20 protein-coding genes and 1 pseudogene are annotated in these 15304 nt (G+C 60.8%); 16 read left to right on the forward strand and 5 right to left on the reverse strand.

All coding sequences use genetic code 11. From position 1 onward, the window contains the following. Nucleotides 1-40 precede the first annotated feature (40 nt). The 5 genes from rpsU to MED193_RS02490 form a co-directional block, all read right to left on the reverse strand. On the reverse strand, nt 41-241 hold the full coding sequence (rpsU, locus tag MED193_RS02470) for a 30S ribosomal protein S21 (protein ID WP_009808052.1): 201 nt from the start codon (nt 239-241) through the stop codon (nt 41-43). A 190-nt stretch (nt 242-431) separates the two neighbouring features. Continuing rightward, nucleotides 432-1493, reverse strand: coding sequence for a DMT family transporter (locus MED193_RS02475; RefSeq protein ID WP_009808053.1), 1062 nt, complete (start codon nt 1491-1493; stop codon nt 432-434). Nucleotides 1494-1836: 343 nt separating this feature from the next. After that, on the reverse strand, nt 1837-2046 hold the full coding sequence (locus MED193_RS23375; protein WP_039965751.1) for a hypothetical protein: 210 nt from the start codon (nt 2044-2046) through the stop codon (nt 1837-1839). 169 nt (nt 2047-2215) lie between these two features. Continuing rightward, nucleotides 2216-2473 carry a helix-turn-helix transcriptional regulator gene (locus tag MED193_RS02485; RefSeq protein WP_009808054.1) on the reverse strand — a complete coding sequence of 86 codons (258 nt, stop codon included), beginning with the start codon at nt 2471-2473 and terminating at the stop codon, nt 2216-2218. Nucleotides 2474-2597: 124 nt separating this feature from the next. Further along, nucleotides 2598-2849 (reverse strand): hypothetical protein, encoded by a 252-nt coding sequence (locus MED193_RS02490; protein ID WP_009808055.1) that lies wholly within the window; start codon nt 2847-2849, stop codon nt 2598-2600. Nucleotides 2850-3059: 210 nt separating this feature from the next. Here MED193_RS02490 and MED193_RS02495 point away from each other — a divergent pair, with 210 nt between their 5' ends. From MED193_RS02495 to MED193_RS02570, 16 genes and pseudogenes are all read left to right on the forward strand, one after another. Beyond that, the gene (locus MED193_RS02495) at nt 3060-3428 is read left to right on the forward strand and encodes a hypothetical protein (RefSeq protein ID WP_009808056.1); all 369 of its coding nucleotides are present in this window, start codon (nt 3060-3062) and stop codon (nt 3426-3428) included. A 43-nt stretch (nt 3429-3471) separates the two neighbouring features. After that, nucleotides 3472-4086 (forward strand): lytic transglycosylase domain-containing protein, encoded by a 615-nt coding sequence (locus MED193_RS02500; RefSeq protein WP_009808057.1) that lies wholly within the window; start codon nt 3472-3474, stop codon nt 4084-4086. Beyond that, entirely contained in the window at nt 4083-4376 is a 294-nt protein-coding gene (locus MED193_RS02505; RefSeq protein WP_009808058.1) for a TrbC/VirB2 family protein, read from the forward strand. Before MED193_RS02500 ends, MED193_RS02505 begins: the two co-directional genes overlap by 4 nt. Further along, nucleotides 4369-4647: a type IV secretion system protein VirB3 gene (locus MED193_RS02510; protein WP_009808059.1), complete on the forward strand. Its 279-nt coding sequence runs from the start codon at nt 4369-4371 to the stop codon at nt 4645-4647. The genes MED193_RS02505 and MED193_RS02510 overlap by 8 nt, the downstream gene beginning before the upstream one ends. Further along, nucleotides 4637-7012 (forward strand): type IV secretion system DNA-binding domain-containing protein, encoded by a 2376-nt coding sequence (locus MED193_RS02515; protein ID WP_009808060.1) that lies wholly within the window; start codon nt 4637-4639, stop codon nt 7010-7012. Before MED193_RS02510 ends, MED193_RS02515 begins: the two co-directional genes overlap by 11 nt. Continuing rightward, the gene (locus MED193_RS02520; RefSeq protein ID WP_009808061.1) at nt 7009-7278 is read left to right on the forward strand and encodes a hypothetical protein; all 270 of its coding nucleotides are present in this window, start codon (nt 7009-7011) and stop codon (nt 7276-7278) included. Before MED193_RS02515 ends, MED193_RS02520 begins: the two co-directional genes overlap by 4 nt. Then, entirely contained in the window at nt 7268-8422 is a 1155-nt protein-coding gene (locus MED193_RS02525; protein WP_009808062.1) for a lytic transglycosylase domain-containing protein, read from the forward strand. The genes MED193_RS02520 and MED193_RS02525 overlap by 11 nt, the downstream gene beginning before the upstream one ends. Then, complete coding sequence (locus tag MED193_RS02530; protein ID WP_009808063.1) at nt 8422-9231, forward strand: type IV secretion system protein; 810 nt, start codon at nt 8422-8424, stop codon at nt 9229-9231. The genes MED193_RS02525 and MED193_RS02530 overlap by 1 nt, the downstream gene beginning before the upstream one ends. Before the next feature lie 111 nt (nt 9232-9342). Continuing rightward, nucleotides 9343-9999: a virB8 family protein gene (locus MED193_RS02535; RefSeq protein ID WP_009808064.1), complete on the forward strand. Its 657-nt coding sequence runs from the start codon at nt 9343-9345 to the stop codon at nt 9997-9999. A gap of 2 nt (nt 10000-10001) precedes the next feature. After that, on the forward strand, nt 10002-10697 hold the full coding sequence (locus MED193_RS02540) for a TrbG/VirB9 family P-type conjugative transfer protein (RefSeq protein WP_009808065.1): 696 nt from the start codon (nt 10002-10004) through the stop codon (nt 10695-10697). Beyond that, nucleotides 10694-12073 (forward strand): TrbI/VirB10 family protein, encoded by a 1380-nt coding sequence (locus MED193_RS02545; RefSeq protein WP_009808066.1) that lies wholly within the window; start codon nt 10694-10696, stop codon nt 12071-12073. Before MED193_RS02540 ends, MED193_RS02545 begins: the two co-directional genes overlap by 4 nt. A gap of 4 nt (nt 12074-12077) precedes the next feature. Beyond that, complete coding sequence (locus tag MED193_RS02550; protein ID WP_009808067.1) at nt 12078-13064, forward strand: ATPase, T2SS/T4P/T4SS family; 987 nt, start codon at nt 12078-12080, stop codon at nt 13062-13064. Then, nucleotides 13061-13255: a hypothetical protein gene (locus MED193_RS02555; RefSeq protein WP_009808068.1), complete on the forward strand. Its 195-nt coding sequence runs from the start codon at nt 13061-13063 to the stop codon at nt 13253-13255. Before MED193_RS02550 ends, MED193_RS02555 begins: the two co-directional genes overlap by 4 nt. Next, nucleotides 13252-13671, forward strand: coding sequence for a hypothetical protein (locus tag MED193_RS02560; RefSeq protein WP_009808069.1), 420 nt, complete (start codon nt 13252-13254; stop codon nt 13669-13671). The genes MED193_RS02555 and MED193_RS02560 overlap by 4 nt, the downstream gene beginning before the upstream one ends. Nucleotides 13672-13683: 12 nt before the next feature. Further along, on the forward strand, nt 13684-14760 hold the full coding sequence (locus tag MED193_RS02565; protein ID WP_009808070.1) for a type IV secretion system protein: 1077 nt from the start codon (nt 13684-13686) through the stop codon (nt 14758-14760). A gap of 145 nt (nt 14761-14905) precedes the next feature. After that, nucleotides 14906-15304, forward strand: a pseudogene (locus MED193_RS02570) (site-specific integrase); the annotation flags it as partial.

Consider the following 15304-nt stretch of genomic DNA (forward strand, 5'->3'; position numbering starts at 1 on the left):
TGTGTTGCTATTGCGTGATTTTAGCCAAAGGGACGTGTAGCTACCCTTCGCGTTCCAGTTTTTTTCGCGCAAGTTTTCGGGCGCGGCGGATTGCTTCGCCTTTTTCCCGCAGCCTTTTCTCGGAAGGTTTTTCGAAGTGTTCCTTCAGCTTCATTTCGCGGAATACACCTTCGCGTTGTAGTTTTTTCTTCAACACTCGAAGAGCTTGGTCAATATTGTTGTCGCGAACACTTACTTGCATGTGATTTTCATAACCTTCTTAGACAGAACTTTCTGAGAATTACACGAGCCCGTCAGTTGTCAAGATAACTTTTGCGTATGCAACTGCACGTCGCAAAAACGGTGTTCTTCCTAATTCTAGTTTTCGAGCGTTGAGCCGCGTTTTCGGCAGTATCCTCGTTCAACCAGTATCAGCCGAGGCTGCTGGCAGATTAAGGTAACTTCTTGTCAAACTCATCCAGTTCCATGGCCTCAGCATCTAACGCGTCCGCCAATACCACAGAAGGCGCGCCTGGGGTGAAAACCGTCTGAGCCGTGGGTGGGTTGTCGTCTGCGGAGCGATTGACCCGAAGTTCACGATAGGCTGTGTACATGCCGCTCACTATGATCAGTACCATGCCAATGAAGGTCGTATGGGGTGGGATTTCCCCCCACAGCAGGTATGCGAGGATGGCTGCCAACGGCAGGTAACTATAGTCGAATGGTGCGATCACACTCGCGCTGGCGATCTGATATGCACGCGAGACCAATGTATAGGCCACCGTTCCGATTGCCCCCAGTAAAGCCAGCATAGCGATGCCCTTGACATTTGGCACCGGCCAACTCATGCGCAAATGGTTTAGTTCTGGCGAGACCACAATCATTTGCGTAACCACAAATCCCATCGGAACGATTACAAAACCCGAGAACGAGATCGTGTATAGCCCGATGACGAGCGATGTGTCCTGCTCTCCGATCTTTCGCACAATGATTTGGCTGATTGCATAGGTAAGTGCGCAAAAAAGCGGAAGAACCGAAATCCAGCCAAAATTTCCGCCTGTGGGGTTCATCGCGATGACAACGCCTGCAAACCCTACCAGCAGCGCGGCAATGCGGTGCGCTCCAACCTTCTCCTGCAGAAACAGCGCTGCCAAAGTCGCAGTCATCAGGGGTGCGGCGAAGAACAGTGTCGTGACCTCGGCAAGGCCCATAAAAGGGAAGGCGGTATAGAACATCGCGAAGCCTGAAGCAAAGAGCATGGCACGTGCTAGATACCAAGGCCAAAGAGGGGTTAAAATACGATGCGGCGCACCTAGCCACAGGACCAGCGGCAGCAAGGTCATCAAAGCGACGATGGAGCGGCTGAAGATCAGCATCCACACCGGGTAATGTGTCAACATACCCTTCATTAGAACGTCCTGCCCGACAAACAGCACCATGCCCGCAAGCACACAGGTGATCCCTTGGAGAGTGCGGGACAGCGACGGTGCGTCTGTATATGTTGAGGCGGTCATGACAGTAGACTGCTTTTCCCAGGATGAGCATCCCGCCACGCAGCGACCGGAATGTCGGTTTCAATCAATAATCCAGATCAAAGGTCAGTTTGTCCCACAACTCGGTCGTAGCCCATCGTGATTTCGCTGCACCTACAACGAATGGCTGCTTTTCTCTCTGCGGCGCAGCTAACAATTTTGGCGTCCGAATTGCTGCACTTGCGAGCGTTTGCGCAGGAGCACTTCCGGTATGGGCTCCTTCGAGACCTTCGCTGCCATCTTCTCCAATGACCGGTACGCTCGCAGACCCTTTCCATCAATATGAAATGGCGGCTGCCTGAGAAGCCTATCCACTGTCACTTTTTCAAATCCGCATGAGTGCATCGAAGTCGATTTCTTGCTTCTGTTCGTCACTTATATCCGGCCGGGTTTCCGATACCGGCCGGGGCCCTTGGACGTCCCACATCACCGCATGTGATCCTGTCCTCCAGCGATAAACCCAACCAACAACACTGCACCCATCGGTCCCGATCAGATTGGCGATCGCGACGCCCTCACCCTTATCTTCGTTCACTGTTTACTGACTTCCTGCACTGTGGCGCTGCGAATTGCGGCGTGGGTTTGCAGAGCGTTCACTACGACCGCGCGCCGGGCTTCGTTAATGTTGGCTAACTGGTCCTCGAGGAGGGAATGATCATCAGACCGGGAAAATGGGTTCCCGCGTTCTCAACAATTCATTGGCTTCAAATCCTGTGGTCGGGCTCCGTGGCGGCTTCAACGATCGCCAGAACCTCGAACGGGTCAAAGCCGATGGCGCGCGCCAGAACGACCAGTTCGACGACGTCGATCCGGCGTTCGCCGCTCTCAATGCGTGCCACGAGAGATTGATGGCACTTGAGCCTGTCCGCCAAGTCTTTCTGGCCGAGGCCCGCTTTGATGCGCGCGTCGACCAACGCCTGGCAGAGTGCCACTTGCCCTTTGCTTCTGATTGTCTTTGCCACGCGTCACATACCTTTTGTGACGTCGCTAGCGGATGAAATCTGTTATCTAAAAAGTAGATATATGAGGGTGTTATCGGCGTCTGGTTTCCATGGGCTGCAAGTCTGATGCTCCCGAGGTTGCCCATCAATCCCCTACCGATTGTAGAAATCGGCCATATTCCTCGCTGACTTCGCGCGCTTCCTCGAAAGCGCGGGCGCGTTCGCTGTCGAGGCAACGGAAGTAGCTCTGGATATCCTGGATGTAGTCTTCGAAATCGCCACGGATGATATCCGCATAGTCCCGCGCGGCCTGCGAATCGCTTGGCAGGAAAGGGCGGGATGGCGCAAAGCAGGATTCCGCCAAAACCGGTCCGGGAACGCAGATCAGAAGGGCCATAGCTTGCAATGGGAGCAGGCATGTCAACCTTGGGTTTCTCAAACCTGTTATCTCCTTGATCGCAGACACTGGCCGTGACTAGTGTTTGCGTGACCAAACTACAGCTAAAGCACGATATTACATCTTGCGGTTGATAATATACTATCGTAACTCTGGGCTTCAAGTAGGAATGCCTGGGGTCGCGCCATTGGAGAAAGCGTGAGCCGGGCCATGAACTGGGACATCGAAGCACCAAATGTGGTTACGGAAGCCAGGTTCCGCGAACTCGTGGAAAGCGGCTATAGCGCAGAAATCCTGTGCCAGGAGTCGGCACACAAGAAAGGCCCCAGCTATTACGGGGTCTGGATCATGCGTGTGGTCACCAACGAAGGCGTGGAAAAGCTCCTCGTCACCGCCCGCACTCGGACGACCTACAACGATATCAAGATCCGCGAGTTCAAGACGATCTCCGGCGTGGTGTCATTCTTCATTGGCCTTGGCTTTGCGCATGTCGATCTGCCGCTTGAGGCGGGCACAAGCCGTACGCACAAACTTGCGCCGTCAGAAAAAGCCCCATCAGACAAGGGCGCTGACACCTAGCCTTGTCTGTCTCTGGCTGGTCGCCGCGCCAGCCTCAGCGCAAATGGTCCTGGTCATGGAGAGCGACGGCTCTCTGACCCCATCCCGGTCTCAGAGCGGTTTTGCCCGGAACTACAATGACGGCATTGGTCAGGGTTCGGCCTACGATGGGATCGCTATCTTCGGCGAGTTAGAGGCCGAGCAAGAGGGCGTCCAAGTCGCGGCCCTTGCCCGCCCGACTCCCCTGCCCCACGCAGATGTCCTCTCCGGGATTCAGACCACGGCTTTGCGCTATGCCGGCCATCCCGGCCTGCGTCGCGCGGGGCTTTCCGTGACGGATTGGCTGGCTCTCTATCGGGCCAATATCGAGGTTGAGAGCGCCTACCGGCAGGATGCGATTTCAAGTGCAGGTGCCATTGGCCTTGGTCAATTGATGCCAGCGACGGCGCGTGATCTGGGCGTCGACCCGCGTGATCCGCTGCAGAACCTCGACGGCTCCGCCCGCTACCTCGCGATGATGCTGGAGACGTTCGGCGATCCGCATCTGGCGCTGGCGGCCTACAACGCGGGGCCGGACGCCGTGCGCCAACACGGTGGCATTCCCCCTTACCGAGAAACCCAGAACCACGTGGCCCGCGTCATGGCCGTCGTGGCCCGATTGGAAGGATCAAATTCATGAAACAGATTTCACACCTCTTTGTCGCCTCGCTGGCGCTATTCCTGCTGATTGCCGAACCCGCCCTCGCCCAGAGCATTGATCTCTCCCCGATCCAGAGCCTGTTGCAGGGCATCGTCGATGCGCTGACCGGCCCACTTGGCGTTGTCATCGCGACGCTTGCCGTTCTCGGGGTCTTTCTCAGCTGGTTCTTCAACATCATCGATCTGCGCCAGGCGCTTTGGGTGCTTGTCGGCATCGCCGGTGTTGCGGCAGCCCCCACGATTGTTGCTGCGGTCTTTGCCGGTGGCTGAACGCTCGCCCCTCTTTCTTGGGCTCGTGCGCCCGCCGAAGCTTCTGGGCCTGCCCATCATGTACGCGATGGTCTGGCTCTTTGGCTCGGTGCTCCTGTTCGTCTGGGTCCAGCATATCGCGGTGCTGGCTGTCGCGGCCCTGCTCTATCCGGTGCTTTGGAAGGCCGCCGATTGGGACCCGCGCTTCATCGACGTGATGATGACGGCGCTGCAGGAGACACCGCCCACGCGCAACCGGTCCATCCACGGCGGGGACAGCTATGCCCCGTGATGACGCCCGTGATGCAGCGCTCGATCCCCGCACGATGACGCCAGAGTGGTATGCGCGCGAGACCCGCCTTGCGCATATGCTGCCCTATGTGAGCCTCGTCGACGACCAGACCGTGCGCACCCGGGTCAACGAGCTCTTCCGCTGCATCCGGCTCGAGGGGATCAACAGCTACACGACCGACGATGCCTATCTCGACAAGGTGACGGCACTTTTTGCCCGCATCGTCGCGCAGCTCGGGCCGGAATTCAGCTATTACGTCCACAAGGTCTCCAAGGCCATCAAACCTGATCTCGACCCGATCCGTGAGGACAGCTTCGCAGGCGAGGTTGACCGGCGCTGGCGCGCGAAACTCGAGACCAGCGGGCTCCGCGACAAAACACTGACGCTCACCGTCATTCACCGGCCGCCTCCGAAAAGCCTCCTGCCGTTCCTCAGCCGCAGCGCGCCGGACCGGCTGAGAGAGGAGACCCGCAAACGCCAGCAGCGCCTCGGTGAGGCCGTGAACGTCTTCCTCTCGGGGCTTACCGAGCTCAAGCCGCGCCTGCTATCAGCCGGATCGGGAGAGTTGGTGGGCTTTTTGGGCGCGCTCAACACGGGCACCGAGCTGCCGCTCTACCCGGCAAACACCTACGGCTTTCTGTCCTTCAACGTCGCCAATACCCGCGTGACGTTTCACGGCGACCATTTCGAGCTTTCCGAGGGCGTCGTGGGCCACCGCTACGGCAAGAGCTTCACCATCGGAGAATACTCGGAAGGCACCTCCTGCACCATGTTCGACATGCTGAACCTGCCGGTCGACATGATCGTCACGCATTCCTTCACGCCGATCAATTCGAACCTCATGGCGGGCCGCATCAAGCGGCAAAAGCGCCAGATGCAGGCCAGCCAGGATGCAGCCCTCTCGCTCCTGGAAGCCCTCGATATCGCCGCCGATGATCTCGAGGCCAAGCGCCAAAGCTTCGGCGAACACCACATGGTCGTGACGCTCTTCTGCGACACACTGGACGAGCTGCAGACCCTCAGCGCGGAGATCGTGAACGCCGCCGCAACCGAAGGCGTGAAGATGATCGGCGACCGGGTCGCGGCCAAGGCACATTACTTGAGCCAGCATCCCGGCAACCAGCCCAAGCGCGTGCGTGCCAGCGCCGTCACCAATCGCAACTTCGCGGATTTCGCGGCCTTCCACCGGACACAGCTCGGCAAACCTGCAGCACTTACCCCCTGGGGCCGGGTCGTCACCTATCTGCCCACGCCGGAGCAAAGCGCCTACCGGTTTTCCTATCACGAGCAGGGATCGCCCGACAAAGAACCGACCAGCGGGCATACCCTGATCATGGGGCGGCCCGGTTCGGGCAAATCGGTGCTGTCCGCCTTTCTGATGACCCAGGCCCGTCGCGCAGGGGCGCGGATCTTCGTCTTCGATTACCGTCTTGGCATGGAGATGGCGGTGCGCGCCAATGGCGGGCGCTACGCGTCCCTGAACGCCGGCCAGCCCACGGGTCTCAACCCGCTCTGGACCGAGACCGATGCGCGCGGCACCGCCTGGCTCTCGGACTGGCTTGCCACGCTTCTTTACCGCGCTGACAAGCCGCTCACACCGGCACAGACCAATCGCATCCAGGAAGTGGTGCGCCAGAACGCGCAGGCCTCCAATCCGGCCCTGCGGAACTGGCGGGATTTCGCATCGCTTTTTGTGTCCACCGACGATGGCGGCGATCTGCACCAGCGTCTGCTCGAGTGGACCGAAGACGGCCGCTATGGCTGGATCTTCGGGCAGAGCCTCGAGGACACGTTCTCCCTCAAGGGCGATGTCGTGGGCTTCGATCTGACCGGCATTCTCGACAGCGAGGCCGACAAGGAACGGATGGCGGTCCTCTCCTATCTCTTCCGCCGGGTCGAACGCGAGATCGAGGACCGCCGTCCCACCATCATCGTGATCGACGAGGCCTGGAAGGCCCTCGATAACGCGTATTTCGCCGAGCGGCTGTCGAACTGGCTGGTGACCGCGCGCAAGCAGAACACCGTCGCGGTGATGATGACGCAATACGCAAGCCAGCTCGAGCGCACCCGGACCGGTAAGACCATCGTCGAGGCCGTTCCGACGCAGATCCTGCTGCCCAATATCCGCGCGCAGCCTGCGGATTACGCCATGCTGAACCTCACGGAGAAGGAGCTCGACGTCCTTCTCAACACGGGCAGCAACAGCCGCCTCGCATTGATCCGCGACGATCAGGGCTCGATCGTCGTCGATGCCGATCTGAGCGCGCTTGGACCCAATCTCACCATCCTTGGCGGCATGGACAAAGGCGAGGCGCTCGTGGGTGCCGATTACCGCGACCGCACTGATTTCTGGAGGCTTTCATGATCCGTATATGGCGTTTTGAGATTTCACCAAAAAATCCTGCATCGTTTTTCGCGTTCGAGCGCAGCGAGAGGCAGCGAACAAACGATTCAAGACAATCTCGAAACGCCAAATTGTTGGCTTTGGCTGCGCTCGGTGCGTTGGCCTCCTGTGCCCAGTACCAGGAACCGCAGGCCAATTGCTTCACCTTCCTCGCCTCCACGACAGCCATCTCGCCTGATTGCACCTTCACGCCCCTTGGCGCACTGGAGGGCGACATTGAAGTCTAGCCTGCCTCATATCCTGGCACTTTGCCTGCTGCCCGGTCTCGCTTTGTCTCAAGGCGTGCCGACCAATGACAGTGGGCTGATTGCGCGTGACATCGTCGAGACTGGCGATCGCGAGGCTGACTTGGCCGTTCAGGCCGACAAGCTTGCCGTGCGCGAACTCATTGCCGAGATCGAACGGGAGCAGCTGGAAACCCTGCAACGCATCCTCGATGCCCAGACCAGCTTCGGCGGTCAGGGCTTGCCGGCTATGGTCTCGGGGCTGGAAAGCGGCAGCGGGGATCCGGCCCGGTCAGTCGAGGCGGTCTATGGCAATGCCGACATCGATCCCAATCCCGGCGGTGCGCAGATGTTCGGGGATGCGTCTGAGACCATCGAGCAGCTCATCATCCGCGTGGCTCAGGAGACCAGCGGCTTTGCGGGTGTTGGACGCGCAGGGCTCTCCCCCGTCCAATGGCGCGCGCTGCTGCAAGCGCTGATCTGGCAGGAAAGCCGTTTCACCACCGGTGCACGCTCTCCCGTCGGCGCCTATGGTCTCACCCAGATCATGCCGGGCACGGCCAGCGATCTGGGCATCAATCCGGAATACTATGACAGCCCCTACCTGCAGGTGCATGGCGGTGCACGCTATCTCGCGACACAGCTCAACACCTTCGACGGCAATATCATCAATGCGCTCGCGGCCTATAACGCGGGACCCGGCCGGGTGTTCGAATATGGTGGCGTCCCGCCCTTTGCCGAAACCCAGCATTACGTTCAGGTCATTCCCGAACGCTACAATCTCTACCTGAGCCGTATCGGCGGGATCGAAGCGCTCGGCACGATTGATCCGGCACTTCTCGCCAATGCGAACCTCTCAATCACCGGGCACGGCGCGGCCTTCTATGGCAACAATTCCCCTGCGGCGATTAGGCAGGCCGCCTTCCGTATTGCGGACATCGTCGAGCGGATTTCCGAGACGGAAGACGTGCAAGAAAGCATCGCGCTCAACACCTATGCCCGAGCCGAACTGGTGCGCCTCGTTGCCGCCCGCATCCGGCTTCAGGCGGCACGCACCCGCGTCCTCTCTGCCGAGGAGCTGGCCCAGGCCAGCGCCCGCATGGCCGAAGGCGCGTTCATGGATTTTACGATCAGGGAGATTGAATGATGGGACCTTTGCTCGTGAGGACGGCCTTGGCCACGACACTTGGGATCGGTCTGCATCTTGGCGCCCTATCCCCTGCCCTCGCGCAAGGTGTACCGGTCGTCGACACCCAGAATATCGCGCAAAACATCCAGCAGCTCCGGCAGATGATCGAAGACGAGATCCTGCAAAACGAGCAGCTGACGCAGCTCCGCGAACAGCTTGCGACACTCACGGACCAACTCGCGGAGCTGCAAAGAACCTACGAGGCCCTGACCCGACTTGCCGAGCTTCCAGAAATCATCCGGACGGAAATGGAAGACGAGTTGAACGGTCTGCTCGACCAAGAGTTCGGGGACATCCTCGCCACGATTGAGGCGATCAAGACTGGGGATTTCTCGGGACTCTCGGGCTCCGGCGCAGGCGAAATCGAAACCCAGATGGACCGGGTGCTGGCCGATCTCGGCTTCGATGAAGACACGCTCTCGGAAATGGCCACCAGCGGCAATCCCGGGGCCAACCGTGTGGCGACGCAGGCCACCACCGGTGCCCTTGTCTCGGCGGCGGCCCAGAACAGCTATGAGGATGCCGGCCAATCGCTCGAGCGGGTCGACCGCCTTGTGGGTCTCATCGACGACATGGAAGAGCTCAAGCAAAGCGTCGATCTCAACACGCGCGTGACAGCTGAATTGGCCATCGCCCTCGTGGCAATGTGGCAGCTGGAAGCGATTCAAACGGTGGGCGATGGCACCGGCGGCGTGATCGATGCCGCCACCATCGCCGAAGAGCAGCGCTTCATGGATTTCACCTTGCCAAACCTCCGGGCCGACTAAGGCGTTTCGAAATTGATCCACAAAATCAAAGATCGGTTTTCGCGTTCGAGCGCAGCGAGAGGCAGCGAAGAACCGATTCAACTCATTTCGAAACGCCGAGCGGGGGCATGAATGGTGGCGAGTGAACAAGAGATCATCGAGGAAGAGCTGGTCTACGGTGCCCTGCGCCGTGAACGGCTTTCGCAGCGTCTTGGCCTGATAGGCCTTGTCTTCGGCATCATCGGCTGTCTGAGCGCGGCAGCTGTCTCGATCCTCGATGTCGATCCGCCCCCCGTCGTTGTCCCCTATGATCCCGCCACCGGCTTTGCACTCCCCGAAGCCTCGGTGGGCGCTTCCTCGGTGACCGCCAACCAGGCGATCATCCAGGCGGAAGTGTTCCGCTATGTGACCGACCGCGAGGTCTACAACCAGCTCGACAACGACCTGCGCATCCGCAGCGTCCTGCGCCGCTCTGACGGGGCCGCCGAGAGCGGGCTGCGCCAGATCTGGAACAGCGCAAATGAAAACTATCCGCCGACCGTCTATGGCCCCAATGCCCGGCTCGACGTGGAAATCCTCAGCATCAACCGGATCGGCACCAACCGCGCCACGGTGCGCCTGCGCAAGCGTCTGACCTCCATCAACGGCACCCAAACCGGGCTCTTCACCGCGACCCTTCTCTTCGAGTTCCGCCCCGAGACCCGCCGCTCCATCGACGAGGTCTGGACCAATCCATTCGGCTTCACCGTCCTCGAATATTCCATCCGCTCCGACAGATTGGAGAACTGACGTTGTTGTTTATAAGATCGCTTATTTTTGTCATTGCCCTGTTGCCCGGCCTCGCCTCTGCCGAAGCCATCCCGCGTGGCGGTCCCAACGACAGCCGGGTGCGCTTGGCCACCTACCAGGAGGGTCAGGTTTACCGTCTCAGCGTGTCGCTCACCCATGTGACCACCATCGAGTTCGGCGAGGGCGAAAGCATCCGCTCGATCATCGCAGGCGACACGGAAGGGTTTGAGATCGACGGCGTCCCGGGCGGTCAGGCCTTCGCGATCAAGCCTGTGGCGCGCGGGGTGCATACCAATGTGACGGTCTACACGAACAGGCGAAGCTACTATTTCAACGTCGAGGAGGTTCGCAGCCCGACCTTCTATGTGGTGCAGTTCCGCTATCCTGATGACGATGCGCGCCCGACCCGGGCCATCGCCGCCCAAGCGCCAAACTACAATTACGGTGCCAGCGCGCGGACCGAGTTTACGCCAACCCGCATCTGGGATGACGGGACATTCACGTATTTCGCGTTTCCAAGAAACGCGCCTGTGCCCGCGATCTTCCGCTACGCGGGCGGCCGCGAGCGCACGGTCAACACGCAAACTCCTGAAGACGGCGTGATCCGCGTCAGCGGCGTGAACCGCCAATGGGTCCTGCGACTGGGCGAAGAGGTGGTCTGCATCGAGGTGATCCCGCCCGCGGAGGCCACCTCATGAGCGATACCGGGAACACCGAGCTGGAAAAACGCCTCGCCGCCCTTGAGAAAGGCAGTGCCCGCGCCCCCACGGCGGCGCAGCGCCGGTCGCCCCTTCTCGCGCTGATCGTGGTCCTCGTCATCGGCGCAGGTGGTGCCCTGCTCTATCTTCTCTCACAGCCCGAAGAAGAGGAAGCCTTGCCGACGGCCACTCCGGACGTCTTCCAAAACGAAGGGGATGGCTTTGGCGCTATCGAGACCTTGCCCCCGCCCGAGCCCGAGGTTGTGTTCGTCGGACCAGACCCCGTCGAGCCCAACGCGGAGCTTCTGGCGCAGATCACCGCCCTGCAGGCCCAGATCGAGGAGTTGCGCAACGCCCCTGAACCAGTTGTCGAGGAAGACACCGCCGCCGCAGAGGCGATCGACGCGCTGACTGCTCAGATCGCGGCGCTACAAGCCGCCTCGGAAGCCGCACAGCAACGATTCCAGGACGAACTGACGGCGCGGGATCGCAGCCTTGAGCAACTCCGCATGGATCTGGAACTGGCCCAACTCGAGGCCAGCCGACCCCAGCCCGCCCCAGCGGGCCCCACGGAAGATGAGCTGCGCGCACGCGAGCAAGAGCGACTTCGCCGCGAGGAAGAAGCCCGGCGCATGGCCGAGCTGGAGCGCCGCGCCGCGGAGGAACGCGCCTTCCAGGAGCGGCGCATCGCCTCGCCCACCGTCGCGTTTGGCGGCACGTCCGGAGCGAATGAAACGGCTCTGACCGAACGCACCTTCGGCGAGGTGACGGATTTCGTGCTGAACGGTGCGTTGCCCTCCACCGTGACGCAGGCCGAGGTGATCGCCAATCCCTCTAACACCATCATCCAGGGCACCATGATCCAGGCCATCATGGAAACCGCCCTCGACAGCTCCCTGCCCGGCCAGACCCGTGCCGTGGTGTCCGAGGATGTCTACAGCGTGGATGGCACGCGCCTTTTGATCCCGCGCGGATCCCGTCTCATCGGGCGCTACCGCGCCGGCGTCGATATCGCGCAGCGTCGCGTCACGATCGCCTGGGACCGGATCATCCTGCCCGCGGGCCAAACCGTCCAGATCAGCTCCTTCGGGGGCGATGAACTGGGCCGTTCCGGTGTCACGGGGCTCATAGACACGCGCTTTGCCGCGCGTTTCGGGTCGGCCGCCCTGATCTCGCTGATTTCCGCCGCACCAAGTGCCGCCGCCTCCGAGGTCCAGGATGAGACTGCCGCCGACGTTCTCGAAGACGTTGGCGATGATCTGGCAGATGCCACGGACAGCGTCATTGGCGATTACCTCTCCATCGGCCCCGTCATCTATGTCGACCAAGGCGCACGCGTCACGGTCATGGTCGACCGCGATCTGGAGATATTCTGAGCCCATGTCGCTGAGCTATCTCGAAACCTCGCTCGACCGGATCGACGCCGCCGCTCGCGACGATGTCATCGAGATCTGCATCAACCCTGATGGCACCTGCTGGGGCGAATTCCAGGGCGATCACTTCATGCGCGCACTGGACCAGAGGCTGACGAGCGTTCAGGTCAGGGACCTCGGCAACCAGATCGCGTCCTCTGCCAATACCACGATGAGCAAGGACCGCCCCATCGTCTCGGTTTCGATCACCTACAAGGGGCGCCCGATCCGCGCGCAGGTCATCACCCCGCCCGCCGTGCTCTCGGCCATGTCGATCAGCCTGCGGTTCTTCTCGAGCCTGCCACTCGAGGGCATTGCGCTCGATTTCCTCTACGGAAAAGAGCGCAAGCTCGAAGACCTGCGCGTGGAAAAGAAGCGCGCCTTGCGCGCCGTGGTGGCTGCCGGATTGATCGATGATGCGCTTGCCTTCTGCGTCGAGAATAAACTCAACATGATCGTCTCGGGTGGCACCTCCACCGGCAAGACCGTCGCCGCGCGCAAGATCCTCTCTCACGTACCGGCCGAGGAACGCATCGTGACCATCGAAGAAGCGGCCGAGCTTTTACCGACCCAGCCAAATGCCGTGACCCTCATCGCCAATCGTGACGCGGAATTCCAGACCGCCGATGTGCTTCTCACCGCCACGCTGCGCATGCGCCCCGACCGGATCATCCTGGGCGAGGTGCGCGGCAAGGAGGCCATGACCTTTCTGGAAGCCATCAACACCGGCCATGGCGGCTCCATGACCACACTGCATGCCGAAACCCCGCAACTCGCCGTGCAGCGGCTCGCGATCGCGGCACTCAAGACCGAAATCCCGATGACCTATGCCGACATGATCCAGTACATCGAAAATTCCATCGATGTGATCATCCAGGCCGGCCGCCATGACGGCAAACGCGGCATCACCGAATTCTACCTGCCCGGCGCAACTGAGATTGGAACTTCCCCATGAAAACCTTTGAATACGATATCTTGTCCTTTCCCATGACTCGTAAGACCGGCCTTTCCGACATGCAGGCCAGCCTGAATGCCAAAGGTGCAGAAGGCTGGGAGGTGGTGTCGATCAGCTCCTCGGAATTCGCCAATGTCGGGCACACAGTGTTTCTGAAGCGCGAAACGACAACAGTTGGAACCGCGGCATGAGAGTGACGCGGTTTCGCCTCGCCCTGGCTGCGCTCGCCCTCGGCCTCAGCCTGACGTTCACCCCCGCGTTCGCCGAGCGCGACCTAGTCCCTACCTTGGAGCGCCGCTTCGATGTCTGTCCGGACCGCCCCGCTGAACTCAGCTGGATGCAAGAAATCCCCCTGCGCCAAGCCTATCAGCGCGTGCTGGTCCAAGACATCTACCGTGCCCAAAACCTCGAGCGGGTCGTCGAGATCGGCAACTGCGACTGCGCGACCCGGTTCCCGTCCTGGGACGCGGCCGAGGCGATGTTTCGGGAGAGCTACGCGAGCGACGAACGGTGGGAAATGCTCGAAGCCTCGGAAGGCTACAATCGCCGCGCCAACGCCGCCCGAACTGCCGCCAAGGCCATCTGCGACGCCGCAGGCAATTGGTAAGGCAATCCCGCGATGAGTGTCGTCACCTACTTCGTTGAAACCTCCCAGGCCTATCTCGACACCGCCGCTGAGACCCAGTTTGGTGCGGTTGCGGCAACGGTCGGCACGCTCCTGGTTTTGGGGACAACGTTGGTGGTGATCCTCGTCGGAATCAACATGATCTATCAATACCGGGCCATGGATGGGCACACAGCCTTCTGGCTCGCGGTCAAGATCGGGCTCATCGGGATATTCGCGACCAACTGGATGCAGTTCAACGCGTTCTCATCTGCCATTCTCTATGGGATCGACAGTATCGCGGGCGCGCTCGTGGCCTCCGTCGGCGGCGGCAGCCCGGGCCCTTCAGGCACCTTCGCGGAGGAATTCGACCGGCTGATCGCGGAGCTGGGCGACTATCTAAACGCTGCCGGGTCCGAGCTGAACTGGATGGCTGGCGCCATGCTTGACATCGTCGGTGTGCTTCTGCTCTCAATCCTCGGCGGACTGGCCGCCTTCATCCTCGTGGCCTCCCGACTGATGATCGCGCTTCTGATCGGGATCGCCCCGGTGATGATTTTCCTGACCCTCTTCGAGGTCACCAAGGATTATTTCGCGCGCTGGCTGTCCGCGCTGATCTCCTTTGCGCTATACCCCATCGTCGTCGCAGGCGTGTTCGCAACGATCACAGGCGTTTCCTCCGCGCTCATCGGTGAACTAGGCGATCCCGAAGGAGCCTCAAACATCGGCGCGCTCATCCCCTTCTTCATGATGGTGCTCATGGCCAAGGGCTTCATTATCGCCACGCCCTTCATCGTCCGCGCGATCTCCGGCAACATCATGATGCCCGCCCTCTCCGGTGGCCTCAGCGGCGGCTACAGCTTTGCCCGCGCCGCCATGGGAAGCCAGCAGGCCTACAATCGCTACCTCATCGGCGGGGCCAGTGGCGCAGAATACGCAGCCCTCAGGGCGCGGCAGTTCTTTGGCGTACAGCAAATGCCAGTGCGGCAAGGCATGGGACAGACGGGTTCCGGAGGCGGCACAGGATCCGCAGACTCGGGATCAAAAATGCTGGCGCAGCTGGCGAGACTGGGACGGCTTGGGCGACGGTGACGGTGACGGCCCTTGGACTAAGCCGCTCCGCGGCAATGGCGCTTGCGGCTGATGGATTTGAGCCCTCCGTAACAGCGCGCATTTTGCGATCTGACTGACTTGTCTGACGATTGGGGCCTTCTCAATCAACCGACAGGAGGTTCCCATGACAGAGGAGAGAGTAACCCCGCTGCGCCAGCGGATGATCGATGACATGCGCATCCGTGGGATGGGCGAGAAGGCGCAGAAGTCCCACATCCGGGCGATCAAGGACTTCGCGGCCTTTCTTGGGCGGCCACCCGACACGGCGACACCGGAAGATCTGCGCGCGTATCAGCTGCACATGACAGACAGCGGGGTGACCCCGTCGACGTTCAACGTGCGGATCGTGGCGCTGCGGTTCTTCTTCAGCATGACCTGCGGGCGGGAGGAGATGAAGCGCTACATGCAATTCCGCACCGAACCGCGCAAGCTGCCCGTGGTTTTCAGCGTCGAGGAGTGTCCGACATCCTGATGGCAGCACCCGGACCGGGGCTGAAGTATCGGGCCGCGCTCAGCATCTCTT

The sequence above is a fragment of the Roseobacter sp. MED193 genome (assembly GCF_000152965.1).
In the GTDB taxonomy this organism is placed as follows: Bacteria; Pseudomonadota; Alphaproteobacteria; order Rhodobacterales; family Rhodobacteraceae; genus Pseudophaeobacter.

Bases quoted from the DNA above. Each gene is read 5' to 3' on its own strand.
- rpsU (WP_009808052.1), bottom strand. From the start codon at position 241: ATGCAAGTAAGTGTTCGCGACAACAATATTGACCAAGCTCTTCGAGTG.
- MED193_RS02475 (WP_009808053.1), bottom strand. From the start codon at position 1,493: ATGACCGCCTCAACATATACAGACGCACCGTCGCTGTCCCGCACTCTC.
- MED193_RS02490 (WP_009808055.1), bottom strand. From the start codon at position 2,849: ATGGCCCTTCTGATCTGCGTTCCCGGACCGGTTTTGGCGGAATCCTGC.
- MED193_RS02495 (WP_009808056.1), top strand. From the start codon at position 3,060: ATGAACTGGGACATCGAAGCACCAAATGTGGTTACGGAAGCCAGGTTC.
- MED193_RS02500 (WP_009808057.1), top strand. From the start codon at position 3,472: ATGGTCCTGGTCATGGAGAGCGACGGCTCTCTGACCCCATCCCGGTCT.
- MED193_RS02505 (WP_009808058.1), top strand. From the start codon at position 4,083: ATGAAACAGATTTCACACCTCTTTGTCGCCTCGCTGGCGCTATTCCTG.
- MED193_RS02515 (WP_009808060.1), top strand. From the start codon at position 4,637: ATGCCCCGTGATGACGCCCGTGATGCAGCGCTCGATCCCCGCACGATG.
- MED193_RS02520 (WP_009808061.1), top strand. From the start codon at position 7,009: ATGATCCGTATATGGCGTTTTGAGATTTCACCAAAAAATCCTGCATCG.
- MED193_RS02530 (WP_009808063.1), top strand. From the start codon at position 8,422: ATGGGACCTTTGCTCGTGAGGACGGCCTTGGCCACGACACTTGGGATC.
- MED193_RS02535 (WP_009808064.1), top strand. From the start codon at position 9,343: ATGGTGGCGAGTGAACAAGAGATCATCGAGGAAGAGCTGGTCTACGGT.
- MED193_RS02545 (WP_009808066.1), top strand. From the start codon at position 10,694: ATGAGCGATACCGGGAACACCGAGCTGGAAAAACGCCTCGCCGCCCTT.
- MED193_RS02550 (WP_009808067.1), top strand. From the start codon at position 12,078: ATGTCGCTGAGCTATCTCGAAACCTCGCTCGACCGGATCGACGCCGCC.
- MED193_RS02555 (WP_009808068.1), top strand. From the start codon at position 13,061: ATGAAAACCTTTGAATACGATATCTTGTCCTTTCCCATGACTCGTAAG.
- MED193_RS02560 (WP_009808069.1), top strand. From the start codon at position 13,252: ATGAGAGTGACGCGGTTTCGCCTCGCCCTGGCTGCGCTCGCCCTCGGC.
- MED193_RS02565 (WP_009808070.1), top strand. From the start codon at position 13,684: ATGAGTGTCGTCACCTACTTCGTTGAAACCTCCCAGGCCTATCTCGAC.